20 protein-coding genes and 2 tRNA genes are annotated in these 16,479 nt (G+C 72.8%); 12 read left to right on the forward strand and 10 right to left on the reverse strand.

The genetic code is table 11. From position 1 onward, the window contains the following. Positions 1-46: 46 nt before the first annotated feature. Both BLV02_RS05475 and BLV02_RS05480 read right to left on the reverse strand, forming a co-directional pair. Positions 47-220 (reverse strand): CsbD family protein, encoded by a 174-nt coding sequence (locus BLV02_RS05475; RefSeq protein ID WP_074946157.1) that lies wholly within the window; start codon positions 218-220, stop codon positions 47-49. Between the two features lie 52 nt (positions 221-272). Further along, on the reverse strand, positions 273-749 hold the full coding sequence (locus tag BLV02_RS05480; protein ID WP_069113132.1) for a MarR family winged helix-turn-helix transcriptional regulator: 477 nt from the start codon (positions 747-749) through the stop codon (positions 273-275). Between the two features lie 105 nt (positions 750-854). Between BLV02_RS05480 and BLV02_RS05485 the strand changes: the two genes are divergently transcribed. From BLV02_RS05485 to BLV02_RS05495, 3 genes are all read left to right on the forward strand, one after another. Then, positions 855-1,412, forward strand: a complete 558-nt coding sequence (locus BLV02_RS05485; RefSeq protein WP_069113133.1) for a YceI family protein — start codon at positions 855-857, stop codon at positions 1,410-1,412. Between the two features lie 123 nt (positions 1,413-1,535). Then, positions 1,536-3,122, forward strand: coding sequence for a sialidase family protein (locus BLV02_RS05490; RefSeq protein WP_083288928.1), 1,587 nt, complete (start codon positions 1,536-1,538; stop codon positions 3,120-3,122). 206 nt (positions 3,123-3,328) lie between these two features. Next, positions 3,329-4,105, forward strand: coding sequence for a hypothetical protein (locus BLV02_RS05495; RefSeq protein ID WP_069113135.1), 777 nt, complete (start codon positions 3,329-3,331; stop codon positions 4,103-4,105). A gap of 46 nt (positions 4,106-4,151) precedes the next feature. Here the strand turns inward: BLV02_RS05495 and BLV02_RS05500 are convergent. The 3 genes from BLV02_RS05500 to BLV02_RS34905 form a co-directional block, all read right to left on the reverse strand. Further along, a tRNA-His gene (locus BLV02_RS05500) sits at positions 4,152-4,227 on the reverse strand. Positions 4,228-4,282: 55 nt separating this feature from the next. Continuing rightward, positions 4,283-4,891, reverse strand: coding sequence for an oligoribonuclease (orn, locus tag BLV02_RS05505; protein ID WP_069113136.1), 609 nt, complete (start codon positions 4,889-4,891; stop codon positions 4,283-4,285). A gap of 40 nt (positions 4,892-4,931) precedes the next feature. Beyond that, on the reverse strand, positions 4,932-5,840 hold the full coding sequence (locus BLV02_RS34905) for a hypothetical protein (protein WP_083412363.1): 909 nt from the start codon (positions 5,838-5,840) through the stop codon (positions 4,932-4,934). Positions 5,841-5,961: 121 nt separating this feature from the next. On the opposite strand from BLV02_RS34905, the gene aztD reads away from it, so the two are divergent. The 3 genes from aztD (at position 5,962) to BLV02_RS05525 (ending at position 8,796) form a co-directional block, all read left to right on the forward strand. Then, on the forward strand, positions 5,962-7,194 hold the full coding sequence (aztD, locus tag BLV02_RS05515) for a zinc metallochaperone AztD (RefSeq protein WP_069113138.1): 1,233 nt from the start codon (positions 5,962-5,964) through the stop codon (positions 7,192-7,194). A gap of 12 nt (positions 7,195-7,206) precedes the next feature. Next, positions 7,207-7,875, forward strand: coding sequence for an FxLYD domain-containing protein (locus BLV02_RS05520; protein ID WP_069113139.1), 669 nt, complete (start codon positions 7,207-7,209; stop codon positions 7,873-7,875). A 75-nt stretch (positions 7,876-7,950) separates the two neighbouring features. Further along, entirely contained in the window at positions 7,951-8,796 is an 846-nt protein-coding gene (locus tag BLV02_RS05525; RefSeq protein WP_069113140.1) for a phosphatidylinositol-specific phospholipase C/glycerophosphodiester phosphodiesterase family protein, read from the forward strand. Here the strand turns inward: BLV02_RS05525 and BLV02_RS36295 are convergent. Continuing rightward, a complete protein-coding gene (locus BLV02_RS36295; RefSeq protein WP_069113141.1) occupies positions 8,793-9,326 on the reverse strand; it encodes a class I SAM-dependent methyltransferase in 534 nt (177 codons plus the stop codon). The two genes, BLV02_RS05525 and BLV02_RS36295, sit on opposite strands and share 4 nt — an antisense overlap. A gap of 173 nt (positions 9,327-9,499) precedes the next feature. Between BLV02_RS36295 and BLV02_RS36300 the strand changes: the two genes are divergently transcribed. The 5 genes from BLV02_RS36300 (at position 9,500) to BLV02_RS05555 (ending at position 13,250) form a co-directional block, all read left to right on the forward strand. Further along, positions 9,500-9,859 (forward strand): hypothetical protein, encoded by a 360-nt coding sequence (locus BLV02_RS36300; protein ID WP_069113142.1) that lies wholly within the window; start codon positions 9,500-9,502, stop codon positions 9,857-9,859. After that, positions 9,856-10,215 (forward strand): hypothetical protein, encoded by a 360-nt coding sequence (locus tag BLV02_RS05540; protein ID WP_069113143.1) that lies wholly within the window; start codon positions 9,856-9,858, stop codon positions 10,213-10,215. The genes BLV02_RS36300 and BLV02_RS05540 overlap by 4 nt, the downstream gene beginning before the upstream one ends. Before the next feature lie 159 nt (positions 10,216-10,374). Further along, positions 10,375-10,944 (forward strand): Rv1352/Rv1906c domain-containing protein, encoded by a 570-nt coding sequence (locus BLV02_RS35445; RefSeq protein ID WP_069113144.1) that lies wholly within the window; start codon positions 10,375-10,377, stop codon positions 10,942-10,944. Between the two features lie 25 nt (positions 10,945-10,969). Beyond that, the gene (locus BLV02_RS05550; RefSeq protein WP_069113145.1) at positions 10,970-11,791 is read left to right on the forward strand and encodes an SDR family oxidoreductase; all 822 of its coding nucleotides are present in this window, start codon (positions 10,970-10,972) and stop codon (positions 11,789-11,791) included. Positions 11,792-11,855: 64 nt separating this feature from the next. Next, entirely contained in the window at positions 11,856-13,250 is a 1,395-nt protein-coding gene (locus BLV02_RS05555; RefSeq protein ID WP_069113146.1) for a hypothetical protein, read from the forward strand. A gap of 25 nt (positions 13,251-13,275) precedes the next feature. Here BLV02_RS05555 and BLV02_RS05560 read toward each other — a convergent pair whose 3' ends face one another. The 3 genes from BLV02_RS05560 to BLV02_RS05570 form a co-directional block, all read right to left on the reverse strand. Further along, positions 13,276-14,040: a hypothetical protein gene (locus BLV02_RS05560; protein WP_069113147.1), complete on the reverse strand. Its 765-nt coding sequence runs from the start codon at positions 14,038-14,040 to the stop codon at positions 13,276-13,278. Between the two features lie 128 nt (positions 14,041-14,168). Beyond that, a tRNA-Arg gene (locus tag BLV02_RS05565) sits at positions 14,169-14,242 on the reverse strand. A gap of 32 nt (positions 14,243-14,274) precedes the next feature. Continuing rightward, on the reverse strand, positions 14,275-14,817 hold the full coding sequence (locus BLV02_RS05570) for a YbaK/EbsC family protein (RefSeq protein WP_069113274.1): 543 nt from the start codon (positions 14,815-14,817) through the stop codon (positions 14,275-14,277). Between the two features lie 40 nt (positions 14,818-14,857). Between BLV02_RS05570 and BLV02_RS35450 the strand changes: the two genes are divergently transcribed. Next, entirely contained in the window at positions 14,858-15,580 is a 723-nt protein-coding gene (locus tag BLV02_RS35450) for an NUDIX hydrolase (RefSeq protein ID WP_069113148.1), read from the forward strand. Here the strand turns inward: BLV02_RS35450 and BLV02_RS05580 are convergent. Next, entirely contained in the window at positions 15,565-16,479 is a 915-nt protein-coding gene (locus BLV02_RS05580) for a class I SAM-dependent methyltransferase (RefSeq protein ID WP_069113149.1), read from the reverse strand. The genes BLV02_RS35450 and BLV02_RS05580 overlap by 16 nt on opposite strands.

The following is a 16,479-nucleotide window of genomic DNA, read 5'->3' on the forward strand; positions in this document are numbered from 1 at the left end:
CGCCCCGCCGGGCGTGTGGGTGGCGGGGCGGACGGGTCTGCGGTCGTCAGCGCCTGAAGGCGTCCTTCACCTTCTCGCCGGCCTGCTTCAGGTCGGACTTGGACTGATCGGCCTTGCCCTCGGTCTCGGCCTTCTCGTTGTCCGTGACCTTGCCGAGCGCCTCCTTGGCCTCGCCCTTGGCCTTCTCCGCGGCGTTCTTCATCTTGTCGCCGGCACCCATGAGTGCTCCCTCCGTCGTGTGTCCTTCGGCCCGTACCCCAGGGCCGCGCGGACTATTCGGAGGGGCAGATGTCGGTGGCCTCGACGCGGGCGATGACGCGGTCGGCGATGGAGCTCAGCGCCTTGATGTCGTCGTCGGTGAGGACGTCGAAGAAGTGCCGGCGGACGGCGTCGACGTGCGAGGGGGCGGCGGCCTCGATGGCGGCCCGGCCCTCGGGGGTCAGGACGATGAACGCGCCGCGCCCGTCGGACGAACACTCCTCGCGGCCGATCAGGCCCCGCTTCTGCATGCGGCTGAGGTGGTGCGACAGCCGGCTCTTCTCCCAGCGCATCGCCTTGGCCAGCTCGGACACCCGCAGCCGGGCGTCGTCGACGTCGGTGAGGTGGACGAGGACCTCGAAGTCCTGCATGGACAGCATCGACTCGGTCTGCATCTGACGGCTGAGCGCCGCGCCGAGGACGGTGTTCATGCGCAGATACCCGCGCCAGGCGTCCTGCTCGCCGTCGTCGAGCCACCGTGTCTCTGCCATGTTTGCCAGTGTACGGAATAGTTGACACGTCATCCAAGTTCGATAATCTGTGACGCGTCAACAAAGTTAGTTGACCACAGACCGCCCCGGCAAGGAGAACGAACGATGACCACCACCACCGACCTGACCCAGTTGACCGGCGACTACGCGCTGGACGTGGCGCACACGCGGCTCGGCTTCGTCGCCCGGCACGCCATGGTGACCAAGGTGCGCGGCGCCTTCAACGAGTTCGAGGGCACGGCCCGCATCGACGGCGCCGACCCGCGCAACTCGTCCGTCAACATCGTCATCAAGACCGCCAGCGTCGACACCCGCAACGAGCAGCGCGACGGCCACCTGCGGACGAACGACTTCTTCGAGATCGAGACGTACCCGGAGATCACCTTCGCCTCGACCGCGATCGACCAGTCGGACGAGACGACGTTCAAGGTCACCGGCGACCTCACCATCAAGGACGTCACCAAGCCCGTCAGCTTCGAGCTCGAGTTCACGGGCGCCGCGACCGACCCGTTCGGCAACCAGCGCGTCGGCTTCGACGGCTCGCTCCAGATCAACCGCAAGGACTGGAACGTCACCTGGAACGCCCCGCTCGAGGCCGGCGGCGTGCTGGTCAGCGAGAAGGTGACGCTGGAGTTCGAGATCTCGGCCATCAAGCAGGCCTGAGGCCACCCTCCGCGGTTCCTCCGACGCCGCGTCCGGCTGAGGCCGGGCGCGGCGTCGTCGCGCCATTGACATGGAACGGTGTGCCGTATTCCATGACGGGCACCCCCCGCCCTGGAGGAATCCATGCGAACCGTTCCCGTCATGCTGGCCGGCGTCGTCGCGCTCGGCCTGCTGAGCACCCCCGCGAGCGGCGCGGACGTCGCCGCCGGGCCGACCTGGTCGCCCGGCACCCCCGACGTCGTCATCGCGCAGGCCACGCAGGGCAAGAAACTGCACTTCCCGAACGCCGAGCGGCTGGCCGACGGGTCGGTCGTCGCGGTCGCCCGCGAAGGCGCCGGCCATACCGGCCAGGACGGCCGGCTGCTGATGCTGTCCAGCGACGACGGCGGCCAGACCTGGTCCGAGCCCGAGGTCGTCTACGACAGCCAGTACGACGACCGCGACCCGATGATCACGCAGCTGTCCTCCGGCCGGCTGCTGCTCAGCTGGTTCCAGATCGACTACTCCGTGCGGCCCGCGGAGCCGATGGGCACCCGCGTCGCGCACAGCGACGACGGCGGCGCGACGTGGTCGGAGCCGGTCGTCGTGGACTCGATGCTCAGCGGCGAGTCGGACATCGTCGACACCTACGAGCTGGGCTGGAACGGCAGCCACGGCCAGGTCAAGGAGCTGCCCGGCGGCGACCTCATCATCCCGCTGTACGGCACCGTCCCCGACGACAAGTGGCAGAAGGCGACCGTCGTCCGCAGCACCGACGGCGGCGAGACGTGGTCGGCGGCGACGGAGTCGCTGGTCGCGTCGGCGACCGGCACGCACTACCAGGAGCCGGTGCTGACGGTGCTGCCCGGCGGCCTCGTGCACGCGCTGCTGCGCATCGGCACGGCCGCGTCGACGATGGGCGCGGTGCACTCGCAGGAGTCGTGGTCGCGTGACGGCGGGCGGACGTGGTCGGCGCCCGCGGAGATCGACCTCGTGACCTCGTCGGCGCACACCGAGGTGCTGCGCGACGGCTCGGTGTTCCTGGCCTACGGCGACCTGTCCGGGCACTTCACCGACCGGCGGGGCACGGTGGGCGCGGTGATCCGGTCGCCGCGGTCGCCGTGGAACGGCGCCGCGCGCGAGCTCGTCTGGGACTCCGGGACCGGCGACCAGGCCAACCCCGCCGTCGTCGAGGTGCGGCCCGGCCGCGTGCTCGTCATCGGGTTCGACTCGGCCGCCAGCCGGCTCGTCGGCACGTTCGTCTCCGTGCCCGAGATCCGGCCGGACCGCCCCGACCCGCGCCGCGTCGACCTCGCCGCGCTGGTGTCGTCCGGCGAGGCGAGCGTGACGACCGACATGACGCACGTGCAGGCGGGCCGGCCGGGCGTGGGCGTGCTGGGCGCGATCGACGGCGTGGTCGGGTACTGGGACGCCGCGTGGGCGCCGAAGGCCGCGCCGGCGTCGTACACCGTCGAGTTCGACCGGGCCCGCCGGTTGTCGTCGGTCGGGGTGGCGCTGAAGCCCGGCTACGCGTCGGGCGCGGTGGTGTCGGTGCGGTCGGGCGGCGCCTGGCGCGACGTCGGCACGCTCGACTCCGTCGTCCGCTGGGGCGACGACCTCACCTGGTTCGGCGCCCCCGGCCTGGCCGACGCCGTGCGCGTCACCGTCACGTCGTCGAACGGCTGGGCTGTGCTCGCCGAGTTGGGCGTCCGCGGCCCCGTCGGCGGCTGACCCCCGTCCTCATGATCATCAATGATCCGACCCCCTCTGGGTGGTTGGATCATTGATGATCATGGGCTGATGTGTCCGACGTCACTGCGAGCATGACGCGTCGGCGCCTGTGGAGCGCCGCGGCGGATCACGACGGGTGGGACTGATCGTGGCCGTCGAACTCTCGGCGCGGAGCTGTGCCCCGCGTCGCATGTGGGGGAGCAGTGATGAGCGACATGCAGAATCCGATCGAACCCGAGCCGCTCGCGACACGGCCCAGTCGGGCTCCGATCGTGCTCGGTGTGGTGTTCGCGCTGGCGGCGGGCGGCGCTATCGGCGGCGCCGTCGGCGCGAGTGTGGCGGGCGGGAGTGAATCCGGCGACCTGGAACAGCGTCTGAGCGATGCCGAGGCGGAGCGTGACGATCTGGCTCAGCGTCTCGAGGACGCGCAGGCTGATGCGGGAGCCGCGACCGAGGAGGCGCCCCCGGCCCGGCAGGAGCCGACCGACCCGCCGTCGGACGAAGAGCCGCCTGCTGATGAAACGCCCGCTGACGAGCCGGTGGCCGCCGCGCCCGATGGCAGCCGAGGGAGCCCGTTCCCCGTCGGGACTCCGGTGGGCAACGACGACTGGGAGATCGTGGTCGGCGAGCCGCGAGAGGCGTGGGAGGAGATCCTCGACGAGAACGAGTTCAACGAACCGCCGGCCGAAGGCATGGAGTTCTACATCGTGCCGGTGACCGCCACCTACACCGGAAGCGAGAGCGGTATGGCGTGGGTCGACCTGACCTTCCAGTTCGTCGGCAGCGACAGCGTCACGTACTCGGACTACTGCGGTGTCATCCCGAACGACCTGGCCGACGTCGGCGAGCTCTACGAGGGCGGTGTCGCCGAGGGCAACATCTGCGTCGCCGTACCCGCGGGCGCAGACGGCCTGTGGACGGTGTCGACGACGTTCGGCGAGCCGCTGTTCCTCACCGCCGACGCGGCCGCGACGGGCACCTGACAACGGCGATGGCGCTGGTCAGAGGGATCTGACCAGCGCCATCGAGTGGGGTGAGTGACGGGACTTGAACCCGCGACTTCCTGGACCACAACCAGGTGCTCTACCAGCTGAGCTACACCCACCATGCGTCCCCAACGGGGCACGGCTGAACAAGTATACGGTGCGCGGAGGGGTGGTCTAGTCGCGGGCCGGTTCGTCGCGCGCTTCCTTCATGACGGAGACCGCGGCGGCACGCGAACTGACGCTGTCGGGGCCGGGCATCGGGACGAACACCGTGCGCCGGTAGTAGCGCAGTTCGTCGATGGAGTCCTTGATGTCGCCGAGCGCGCGGTGGTTGCCGGTCTTGGCCGGGCTGGCGAAGTACACCCGCGGATACCAGCGGCGCACCAGCTCCTTGATCGACGACACGTCGATGTTGCGGTAGTGCAGCCAGCCCTCGACCTCGGGGAGGTCGCGCGCGAGGAACAGGCGGTCCATGTGGACGGTGTTGCCGGCCAGCTGGGCCTTCGACGGCTCCGGCACGTGCGCCTTGATGTACTGCATGACCAGGGCGTTGGCGTCGTCCATGGTGACGCCGCCGGCGAGCTCGGTGAGCAGGCCGCTGGTGGTGTGCATCTGGCGCACGACGTCGTTCATCTGTTCCAGCGCGGCGTCGGGTGGGCGGATGACCACGTCGACGCCGTCGCCGAGGACGTTCAGCTCGGCATCGGTCACGAGCACGGCCACCTCGATGAGCGCGTCTCGCTCGAGGTCGAGGCCGGTCATCTCGCAGTCGATCCACACCATTCGATCGTTGGTCACGCGGACCACCCTATTGGCATCTCGCCTAGTGGCGTCGGCGCCGGCGCCCAGCCGACGGCGGATCGGTGTCGTCGGCGGCGTCGGGGGCGGGCTCGTCGGGTTGATCGGGGCGCGAGCGGGCCGCGACGAACGCGAGCAGGACGATCACCGCGGCGGCGGCCACGACCACCGCGGCGGCCTGCCAGTACGGCCGTCCGTTCACGATCATCACGACGGCGGCGACGGCGGTCGCGAGGGACCCGTAGACGGCCAGTTCGGCGACGGACGGGATGACGATCGGCAGCGATCGGCGCGGCGCGGGAACGGGCTCCGGCCCGGGCGTGGCGGCCGGGATGCGGCGGGTGTCTGCCCGGCGGGTGTCCGCCGCGCGTGTGTCCACCGGGCGTGTGTCCGCCGACGGCGGGTCGTGCGGCGTGGTGGGGGCGGACGGCGTCGCCGGGGTGGACGGCTGGCGGCCGGCCCGTCGGGGGCGGGGCACGGCGTCGGGGAAGGCGGTCCACGGTTCGGCGCCGGGACGCAGCGGTGCATCGCCGGGCGCGACCGGCCGCTGGAAGGACGACGTGCTGTCGGGTGCGGGGGCCGCGGGCGTCGTGGGGCCGGTGCTCCGGGCCGCGCGCCGTCCAGCGGCGAACCGCTCGGCCGCCCGTCCCGCCGCGACCGCCCGCGCCGCCGCCCCTTCGTCGACCGGCCCCGGCCGGCCGGCGACGGGTCCCGGCGGTCCGGCGGCGGGTCCCGGCGGTCCGGCGGCGGGTCCCGGCGGGCCGGCTGGTCCCTGCCGTCCGGCGGTGGGTCCTGGCGGTCCGGCGGGCGGCTCACCTGCCCGGCCGGCGGGTCCTGGCGCGTCGTCCGGTGCCTCGTCGGGCGGCGCCTCGGGATCCGGCGCGTCACCGGACCGGCTCGCCGCCCGCCGGCCTGCCTGACGGCGCTTCGCCACCGGTACTCCTCGCAGCGTGGAACGGACGATCGGGTGTGCGGCAGAGCCTAGTCCCGAATGATCGCCGAACCCACCCGAACCGACTTGAGTCCGAAAACCATTCTCAATTAGGATCCGCGTCATGACCACACCACGCATCGCCACCACGGCCACGCTCGCCGTCGCCGCCCTGCTCCTCACCGCCTGCGGCGACGACGGCTCGTCCGCCCGCAGCCAGAGCACGTCGACCCCGCGGGAGGACGGGGCACAGGAGGTCCAGGAGGCCGCGTCCCGGCTGGTCGCGACGTACGACGGCGGCCTGATGGTCATCGACGGCGAGACGCTGGAGGTGGCCGGGACGGTCGAGCTGGACGGCTTCACCCGCGTCAACCCGGCGGGCGACGACCGGCACGTCATGGTCTCCGCGGGCGACGCGTTCCGGGTGCTCGACGCCGGGGCGTGGAGCAGCGCGCACGGCGACCACGAGCACCACTACGTCGGCGACCCCGCGTTCACCGGCGTCGAGTTCGAGTCCGACCACCCCGGCCACGTCGTCCGGCACGCGGGCACGACGGTGCTGTTCAGCGACGGCTCCGGCCGCATCGAGCTGTTCCGGGCCGACGAGCTGGCCGACGGCGCGCCGCAGACCGAGGTCGTCCAGGCCGACCAGCCGCACCACGGCGTCGCCGTCCAGCTGGCGAACGACGAGCTGCTGGTCACGCTGGGCGACGAGACGACGCGCACCGGCGCGAAGGTCGTCGACGCCGACCGCGCCGAGATCGCCCGCAACGAGGACTGCCCCGGGGTGCACGGCGAGGCGGTCGCCGACGACGAGACCATCGTCGTCGGGTGCGAGAACGGCGTCCTCGTCTACCGCGACGGCGCGTTCACGAAGATCCCCAGCCCCGACCCGTACGGCCGCATCGGCAACCAGGCCGGCTCGGACGAGTCCGCCGTCGTCCTCGGCGACTACAAGACCGACCCCGACGCCGAGTTGGAGCGGCCCGAGCGGGTCTCGCTGATCGACACCGCCACGAACACGCTGCGGCTGGTCGACCTCGGCGTCAGCTACACGTTCCGCTCGCTCGCCCGCGGCCCGCAGGGCGAGGCGCTGGTGCTCGGCACCGACGGCGCGATCCACGTCATCGACCCGGTGACGGCAGCGATCACCGGCACCATCCCGGTGATCGGCGCCTGGACCGAGCCGGACGACTGGCAGCAGCCGCGGCCGGCCCTGCACGTCGACGGTGACACCGCGTACGTCACGGACCCCGCGTCGAGCAAGCTGCACGCCGTCGATCTGGCCGCCGGATCGGTCGTCGCGTCGGCCACGTTGCCGCAGGTCCCCAACGAATTGACCGGCGCGAAGGAGTAACATTTCCAGCCGATGAGCTTCCAGCCCCTGCCGCCGGCCCCGCCGCCGCCTCCGCCCCCACCGGCCGCCCGCCGCCGCCGGTGGGTGTGGCCGGTCGTGGCCGTGTTCGCCCTGCTGGCGGGCGGCGGCGCCGGGGTCGCCGTCGGCATGAGCCTCGACGACGACGATTCCGCGCCCGCCGCGCAGGAATCGCCGGCCCCGCAGGAGACCGGCGACGGCGAGGGCGGCGACAGCGACGAGCTCGAGCGGCTGCGCGACCGCCTCGAAGAGGTCGAGAAGCAGCGCGACGACCTCAAGCGCCGCCTCGACGAAGCCCGCGCCGAGCTCGACTCCGGCGCGACCGAGCCGCCGGCCGACGAGTCGCTCGAGTCCGAGCCCACTCCGTTCGAGGGCGAGTTCACCGACGGCGTCTTCACCTTCACCGACGTGCAGGTGCTGCGCGACTTCGCCGGCGACTTCGAGGTCCGGGCCACGGTGACGAACACCGGCGACGACACCGTCGAGTACGTCGACTGGACGGCCACCGTCCTCAACGGCGGCGAGACCGTCTCCACCCTGACGACGTCGGCCACCGAGTTGGCCGCCGGCGACTCCGTCGACGCCCAGTTCATCGGCTTCGACGACTACGGCGACTGGGACTCCGTCGAGTTCGCCGTCGACTCCGACACCAACCGCACCTAGTCGTTCCCGTAGCCGTCGTCCGCCCGTCGCGAACCAGACATTGACTCGTTGTCAATCGCCGTGACGGTAGCGGTCATGAGCGAACGGTCCCGTTTCCGCCGCATCATCCGCGCCCTCGTGGCGATCCCGCTGGCAGCCGCCCTCGGGCTCGCCGTCACGGCCGCCGCCAACGCCGTCGACGGCCCGCACGACGCCGCACACGCCCACAACGACTACGAGCACGAGCGCCCGCTCCTCGACGCGCTCGACCACGGGTTCACCAGCGTCGAGGCCGACGTCTGGCTCGTCGACGGCGAACTGCTGGTCGCACACGACGCCTGGGAGGTGCAGCCCGGGCGGACCCTGCAGTCGCTGTACCTCGACCCGCTGCGCGACCTCGTCCACGCCAACGGCGGCTCGGTGTACCCGGGCTGGGACGGCTCGCTGCAGCTGCTCATCGACATCAAGAACACGGGGGAGGCGACGTACGCCGAGGTCGACGCCGTGCTGCGTCGCTACCAGGACTTCCTGACCCGCTACGTCGGCGGCCGGGTGCAGCCGGGCGCCGTCACCGCCGTCATCAGCGGCGACCGGCCGAAGGCGACGATGCAGGCGCAGCGGCTGCGCTTCGCCGGGTACGACGGCCGCCTCGGCGATCTCGCCAGCGGCCTGCCGGCCGGGTTCATGCCGCTGGTCAGCGACAACTGGGGCAACCACTTCACGTGGCGCGGCGTCGGCCCGATCCCGGAGGCGGAGCGGGCCGCGCTGCGGCAGATCGTCACGACGGCGCACGCCGCCGGCTACCGCGTCCGCTTCTGGGCGACGCCGGACACCCCCGGGCCGGCCCGCGACGCGATCTGGGCCGAGCTGCTCGCCGCCGGCGTCGATCACCTCAACACCGACGACCTCGCCGGCCTGGACGACTTCCTGTCCGCCCGCTAGTCCGCCTTCTCGGCGCTGACCTGCAACGTCGCGCTGCCGCCGTCGATGGTGACGGCGGTCAGCGCGGCGCAGGCGCGCAGCGTCGCGGCGACCAGCGACCCCGTGTCGCGCCCGCTGCCCGCGCCGTCGTCCGGCCCGTAGCCGTAGAACAGCCGCAGCCGCCCGCCCGGCGCCAGCAGTGCCGCGAGCGCGTCGACGTTGGCCTTGCGCGGGTGCGTCCAGAACACGTTGACGTTCGACGCGAAGATCAGGTCGAACCGTTGCGGCGGGGTCGCGCTCAGCGTCGTCAGGTCCTGCTCCACGACCGTGACCCGGCCGGCGTCGACGAGGGCCTGATTGCGCTCGCGGATCCGCCGCACGCCGGTGGCGGACCGGTCCAGCGCCGTCACGTGCCCGTCGCCGCTGAGCAGCGGGCCGATCTCGGCGACCGCGACGCCCGGGGCGGCGCCCAGCTCGAGGATGCGCTCGGTCCCGGTCAGTTCGAGCCGCGGGATCAGCCGGGCGATGTGGGCGGGTGGCCGTTCGCTCATGGCGGAGAGTGTCGCAGCCGATCCCTGACGAGGTGCGTCAGGAGCCGCGATTCGCGATACGGTGCGCCCGAGTAGTTCCCGGTTGCCTTCGTCGTCGCTGACTCCGGCACAGCGGGACCGTCGGGGGACGGGGACCTCCCGGCAGGTTGCCGCGCGCGCCCCCGGGAGGGATCGTGTCCGCACCACGTTCCGGCCCGTTCGCATGGTCGCCGTTCGGTGACGGGTACCTCGTCGCGTCCACCGACCCCTCCGGCCACCCCGTCGTCGACCTCGTCCTGCCGTCGCCGGACGGGGTGCTGCGCTGGGTCGCCGCCTTCGCCCCGGACGACGTCGAGTCGCTGGTCTCCCTGGCTGTTGCACCCGCCGCGGCCGCGCGGCCTGCCGCTGCGGCCGTCCGCCCGGACACCGGCTCGGCCCGCGCCCGTTCCGCCGACCGCCGGCTGACGACGATGGGCGGCCTTGCGTTGGCGCTCTGCATCGTGGCGGTCTTCTGGATCGCCCTGGGGGTGCTGCTGTGGACGCTGCTGCGGTGAGGATCGAGCGGCTGGCCTCCGTGCGCGACTACCTCTGGGCCGCCGTTCCCATCCTGCTGGTCGTCTTCGTGTGGATGTACGGCGGCTTCGCGTTCGGCCTCAGTGAGGCGACCTGTCCAGGCCGGCGCGCCGCTGACGACACCTCGCTGCAGGTCGTCGTCTCGCATCGCGACTACGTCCCGGTGGACTTCACCTGCGAGTACGCCGACGGCTCTGTCTATCGGTACGTCCCCGGGGGCGCCAAGATCGCGATGCACGGCGCCCTCGTGGGCTCCGTGGCCAGCTTCGTCACCGCGACGATCATCAGCCGCCGCCTCGCCCGTCGAACCGCAGTCGTTCGTGGGAGAACTGTCTGACCCCCGGCGTAGCGTCACCCGCCGCGAGGACATCTCGCTGATCTCGGGGGGCACACCATGTCTGACACCACACCTGCTGTTCCTGGGCCTGACCAGAGCGTCGACGTTCCGCCTCCTCCACCGCCGCCGGACAGAGCCGCGGAACCGCGGCGGAGACGCGTGCCGTGGGTACTGGCCGGCGTCGGCGTGTTGCTCCTGGCCGCCGCCTTCTCCGCCGGGTGGGGAATCCGTGACGGCCGCGCCGGCGAACGGGAGAGCGAGTTGCGGGCGGAGGCCGCCGGCCTCGCCGCCGAGGGGCGCCGGGCTGAAGCACGGGCCGACGAACTCGAGAGCAGCCTCGAGGAGACGCAGGTCCAGCGCGACGACCTGAAGCAGCGTCTCGATGCCGCCGAGCAGGCCAACACCGACCTCGCGGAGAGGTCGGCCGCGCTCGACCAGCGTGAGGCAGAGCTCGACCAGCGGCAGACGGCGATCGACGAGGTCGAGGCGGGCATCGAGGCGAACACCGTCACGGACGGCGTCTGGACGGTCGGCCTCGACATCGCGGCCGGCACCTACCGGGCCACCGACGTGTCGAGCTCCTGCTACTGGGCCGTCCTGCGGAGCGGGAGCAACGGCGACGACATCATCGCCAACGACCTGCCGAGTGGCGGCAACCCGCAGGTCACCGTCGAAGACGGTCACGACTTCGAGACCGTCCGGTGCGGCGAGTGGGTCAAGGTCGAGTAAGCGCCGGCGGCTATCGTGGCCGGTCGTGAAGGTCCTCGTCGTCGGCGGCAGCGGCTTCCTGGGCGGTGAGCTCGTCCGCCAGGCTCGCGCGGCCGGCCACGACGTCGTCGCGACGTATCTGACGCGGCCGGGCGGTGACGACGGTGTGGAATGGCGGGCGCTGGACGTCCGCCGCCGGGAGGATGCCGGCGCGCTGGTCGCCGCCGTCGGCCCGGATGTCGTGGTCAACGCCGCGTACCGCCAGTCCGACTGGGCGATCACCGCCGACGGTGCCGCCCACGTGGCGCTGGCCGCCGCCGCGTACGCCGTCCGTCTCGTCCACGTCTCCAGCGACGCGGTCTTCTCCGGCGCCGCCGTCCACTACGACGAGACTGCCGTCCCGGACCCCGTCAACCCGTACGGCGCGGCGAAGGCGGCGGCCGAGACGGCGGTCAGGGCGATCGCGCCGCACGGGGTCGTCGTCCGGACCTCCCTGATCATCGGCGACGGCGGCTCGCCCCAGGAGGCGTTCGTCCACGACCTCGCCGCCGGCCGCCGCGACGGCGTCCTCTTCACCGACGACATCCGCTGCCCCGTCCATGTCGCCGACCTCGCGGCCGCCCTGCTGGAGCTGGCCGTGTCCACCCGCACCGCCACCCACCACGTCGCCGGCCCCGACGCCGTCAGCCGGTACGACCTCGGGCAGCTCATCGCCCGCCGCGACGGCCTCGACGGCGCCGCGCTGCCGGCCGGCGCCCGGGCCGCGTCCGGCCCACCCGGACCCCTCGACGTCCGCCTCGACAGCCGCGCGACGCAGGCGGTGCTCCGGACCCGCCTCCGAGGCGCGCGGGAGTTCCTGACGGCCTGAACTGTCCGACCCCGCGACTAACCTCCCGCGCACCAAGGGGGAGAACGACGAGGGGGCGGGTGGAATGACCGAAGAGAGCTGGCACGAGGCACGGCTGATCCCGACGTCGGGCATCAACGGCGCCGAGGAGCAGGAGCGCCGTGCGACGTCGGCGCTGCTGGCCGTGATGACGGCGGTCCGCGAGTTCGGCCGCGCGCTGACGAAGCCGTTCGGCGCGCCGGCCGGCAACGTCGAGACCTACATCGAGGTGCCGTTCGTCCTGGGCGAGAAGAAGCTGTTCCCGGACGGCCTGGTCCGGGTCAGCCGCGGCCAGAAGTCGTGGACGGCGCTGGTCGAGGTCAAGACGGGCAGCAACGAGCTGGTGCCCGAGCAGCTGGAGAACTATCTCGACATCGCCCGCGAGCAGGGCTTCGACGCGGTCCTGACCATCTCGAACGAGATCCCGGCCATCCCGGGGCTGCACCCGACGAAGGTCGACAAACGCAAGTTGCGCAAGGTCGCGATGCATCACCTGTCGTGGACGAACGTGCTGACCGAGGCGGTCATGCAGAAGGAGTTCCGCGGCATCGCCGACCCCGACCAGGCCTGGATCCTCGGCGAGCTCATCCGGTACCTGGAACACCCGCGCTCCGGCGCGCTCGAGTTCGACGACATGGGCGAGAACTGGGTCGCGACCCGCAACGCCATCGCGGCCGGGACGCTGCGGTCCACCGACAAGGGCGTCAGCGAGGTCGCCAACCGCTTCGACGCGCTGCTGCGCTTCGCCAGCCTCCGCCTCGGCCGTCAGCTCGGCACCGAGGTGACGCCGGTGCTGTCGCGCAAGGAGCTGGCCGAGCCCGCGCTGCGCACCCAGTGGCTGATCGACCACCTGGCCGAGCACGCCACCCTCACCGGCGCGATCCGCATCCCCGACACCGTCGGCGAGCTGGTGGTGACGGCCGACCTGCGGGCCGGCCGCATCACCTGCCACGTCGACGTCGACGCGCCTCGGGAAGGGCGGCAGACGACGCGGGTCAACTGGCTGGTGCGGCAGCTCAAGAACGCACCGGCCGACCTGCGCATCGAGGCGTTCGTCCTGCACGGACGGGGTGCCGGCGCGGCCGAGCTGCTGGCGACGGTCCGCGACGACCCCGGCGTGCTGGTCGCCGACCCGGCCAAGGATCTCCGGACGTTCCGGGTCGCCCAGAGCCTGCCCATGGGCGGCAAGCGCGGCCGGGGCCGTGGCAGCTTCATCGACGCTGTGCTCGCCGCGGTCGACGCCTTCTACGGCGAGGTCATCCAGCACCTGAAGGCGTGGTCGGCGGCGCCGCCGCGGCTGCGTCCCGAGCCCGAGGCCGCGGACCGGCGGCCCGAGGTGCCGGCCGCCCTGGTCTCGACGTCGCTGTCCTCGCAGGACGGCGCCGAGGTGGCCGCGGCGGCCCCGGACCCGGTGCCCGAGGACGTGACCGCTGCGGAGTGACGGCCACGTCCTCGATCGAACCGCGTCAGTTCTTGGACAGCACCCGCGAGGCCAGCGCCTTCGCCCGCGACCAGATGCTCTCGCCGCGCGCGGGAGCCAGCGGGCCGGGCAGCTGGTCCGGAAGCGGCTGGATGGGGTTGTCGCAGTAGATGGTGCCGGTGACGTAGAGGTCGCCGAGGATCACGACGTCGCCGTTGAACTGCGAGGACCCGTGCGCGAGGACCGCCAGGCCGAACTCGTTGATGGCCACGATGCCCGCGTCGTCGGGGGTGGAGGTGTACGCCACCATGCCGGCGATGTTGATGCCGGCGCCGAGGACGCCCGCGCCGGCGCCCACCACGTCCGTGTGGTTGAGGCCCATGACCCCGGCTCGATCGGGGTGGATCGTCGACGCCGCGACGCCGTCGTTCTGCCCGCCGCCGGCCGCGATGGCGGCGCCGGTGCCTGAGGTGCTGGCGTAGTTCGCCGCGGAGACGCCGTACGCGTTGGCCGAGTAGCTGCCGCCGGCGAAGCCGTTGGACCGGGCCGACGTCATCAGCGCCGCGGCACCCGAGCCGGCGTTGTGCACAGCGACGGTCGGGGTCGACGAGCTGGAGCTGACGCCGGTCGAAGCGGAGCCGGACGTGTTCGAGCGGCCCAGGACGAGCGCCTGGCCGGCAGCGGCGTCCGCCTGGCTGGCGCCCGCAACGCCGATGACGGCGGCGCCGGTAGCCCCGGCGGCGCCCGCGGCGAGGAACCGCCGCCGGTTCGGGGTGGTGGTCGTGGTCTCGTGGTCGGTCGTGCCGTCCATGGTCCCCCCATGCGTTCCAGCCCGGCCGCGGGTCGGCGCGGGCACGGTCGGTAACGGCTCGGACCGTAACAGCGGCCCCATAGATGGTCAACAGGTATGCGGACCACGACGCCGCCGGTAGAAGGGGGTGCGCCTGGAGGGACTCGAACCCCCGACCAAGAGCTTAGAAGGCTCCTGCTCTATCCAACTGAGCTACAGGCGCAATAGCAGACATGCGACATTGTGGCGGAAAGATCAGCCCTGCCGCACGGGCCGGCCGAGGCCGTCGACCACTTGGGCGCCCGGCCATGCCGCCAGCACCGGGCCGGGGAGCGCCAGTTTGGAGCCGCGCACCCCGCTGCCGACCACCGCGAAGGGTAGCGCGGCGACGGCCGGGTCGACCAGGATCGGCCAGTCGGCGGGTAGGCCGATGGGGGTGATGCCGCCGTACTCCATGCCGGTGGACTCGACGGCGGCGTCCATCGGCAGGAACGACGCCTTGCGGACGCCGAGGAGCTTGCGCACCACCCCGTTGACGTCGGCCCGCGTGGTCGCGAGCACCATGCAGGCCGCGACGTACGAGACGCCCTCGCGCTTGCCGGCGACGACGACGCAGTTGGCGGACTCGTCGAGGGCGACGGCGTAGGCGGCGCAGAACTCGGCGGTGTCGGCCAGCGACGGGTCGATGGGCGCGACGTAGACGGACGGCGCGGCGGGCGAGCCCTCGAGGGCGGACTTCACCGGCCCGCCGAGGAGGTCGGGACGAGACAGCGCCGGCTCCGCCGCGAGCCGGCCGATCTTCGGAGTTGTCACCCCCCGATGCTACGGTCCCGTCTTCGTGACCCTCTTCCCGCGCCTGCGCGTCTCCGCCTACGTCATCTGCGCGGACGGCGACGGCCGGCTGCTGCTGTCGCGCTGGATCGGCTACGAGGACGGCCCGCAGTGGTCGCTGGCCGGTGGCGGCCTGGACCCGGTCGAGGACCCGCGGCAGGGCGCCCTGCGCGAGGTGTTCGAGGAGACCGGCTACGTGGTCGAGCTGGACGCCCTGCTCGGCGTCGACACCGAGCACTTCGTCAGCCACCGGCACGTGCCCGGCGGATACGACGGGGTCGACGTGCACGCGGTGCGCATCGTCTACCGCGGCCACGTCGTCGGCGGCGAGCTGACGCACGAGGTCGGCGGCACCAGCGACCTCGCCGCCTGGCTGACGCGCGAGGAGCTGGCGGCCGAGCCCGCGGTCTCGCTGGTGAAGGCGGGCCTGACGCTGTACGACGACGGCGACGGCGTCCCGGTCGCGCCGCACGAACCCCGTCCGGCCCTGCCCGGCGGGGTGCGCGTCGAGCAGCGGGTCGCGGCCTACGGGACCGGGCCGGACGGCGACACCGCCGGCGCGCTGCTCGTCCACGGCGCCGACCCCGCCGACGCGGTCCGGGCCGAGTTCCGCACCCAGCACGGCCGCGACGTGACGGTCGGCCGGCCGCGCGACGCGTCCAGCAGCGTCGAGCCCCTCGGCGACGACGCCGTCCGCTGGACCGTCCGCCTCGACTACGACGTCAGCTGAAACCGCCACACGATCGCCACCGGGCTGCCCTGGTAGGCGGCGTTGGCGGCCTCGGGGATCAGCGGGTGCAGCGCCCAGATGTTCGGCGGGCGGCCCGACGGGGTGAGCGGCGGCGCCGCGCCCGCGGCGCCGGGCGGGACGCCATCCGGGTCGACGAACGGCGACGGGCGCATCGGCTCTTCGCAGTGACGGACCTCGAAGCCGAGCGGGAGCGCCGCCGCCAGGTACTCGCTGGCGAGCCTGCTGCGGTTCGGCAGGAAGCCCATGCCGCCGTCCGGCCCGGGCACGACGATCGGCAACCCGATGTCGCCCAGCCTCCCACGGGGGTCCGACACCACCAGGGAACCGCCGGGCCGGAGCACGCGGGCGAACTCGGCGAACACCGGCCGCAGGTCGGGAACGTGCGACAGCGCGAGCGCGCACACGACGAGGTCGACGCCGTCGTCGGGCAGCGGCAGCGAGGCGAGGTCGCCGGACACGAAGCGGCCCGCCGGGACCTTCGTCCGCGCGACGGCCAGCATCTCCGGCGAGCTGTCGACGCCGACGACCTCGTGCCCGAGCCCGGCCAGGTACTCCGCGTGCCGGCCCGTGCCGCAGGCCGCGTCGAGCGCGACCCCCGCCGGGACGTCGTCCAGCAGGGAGCGGACGATCGGGCCCTCGATGTCGATCAGCTGGTTGCCGGGGGCGTCGTAGCCGCCGGCCCACCAGCCGTACGCCTCGGCCGACGTCAGCTCCGTCGCCGGACCGCCCGCGCCCAGCTCGTAAGCGTCCTCCAGCAGCGACCGGATCTCGGCCAGCCGCGCGGCGACGAACTCCTCGTCGTGCTCGCCGGCGAACGCGCGCAGCAGCGCCACCCCCTCGAGCCCGAGCAGGTAGGCGAGCGGGTGCTGGTGGATCAC

The organism is Jiangella alba, assembly GCF_900106035.1.
Lineage (GTDB): Bacteria > Actinomycetota > Actinomycetes > Jiangellales > Jiangellaceae > Jiangella > Jiangella alba.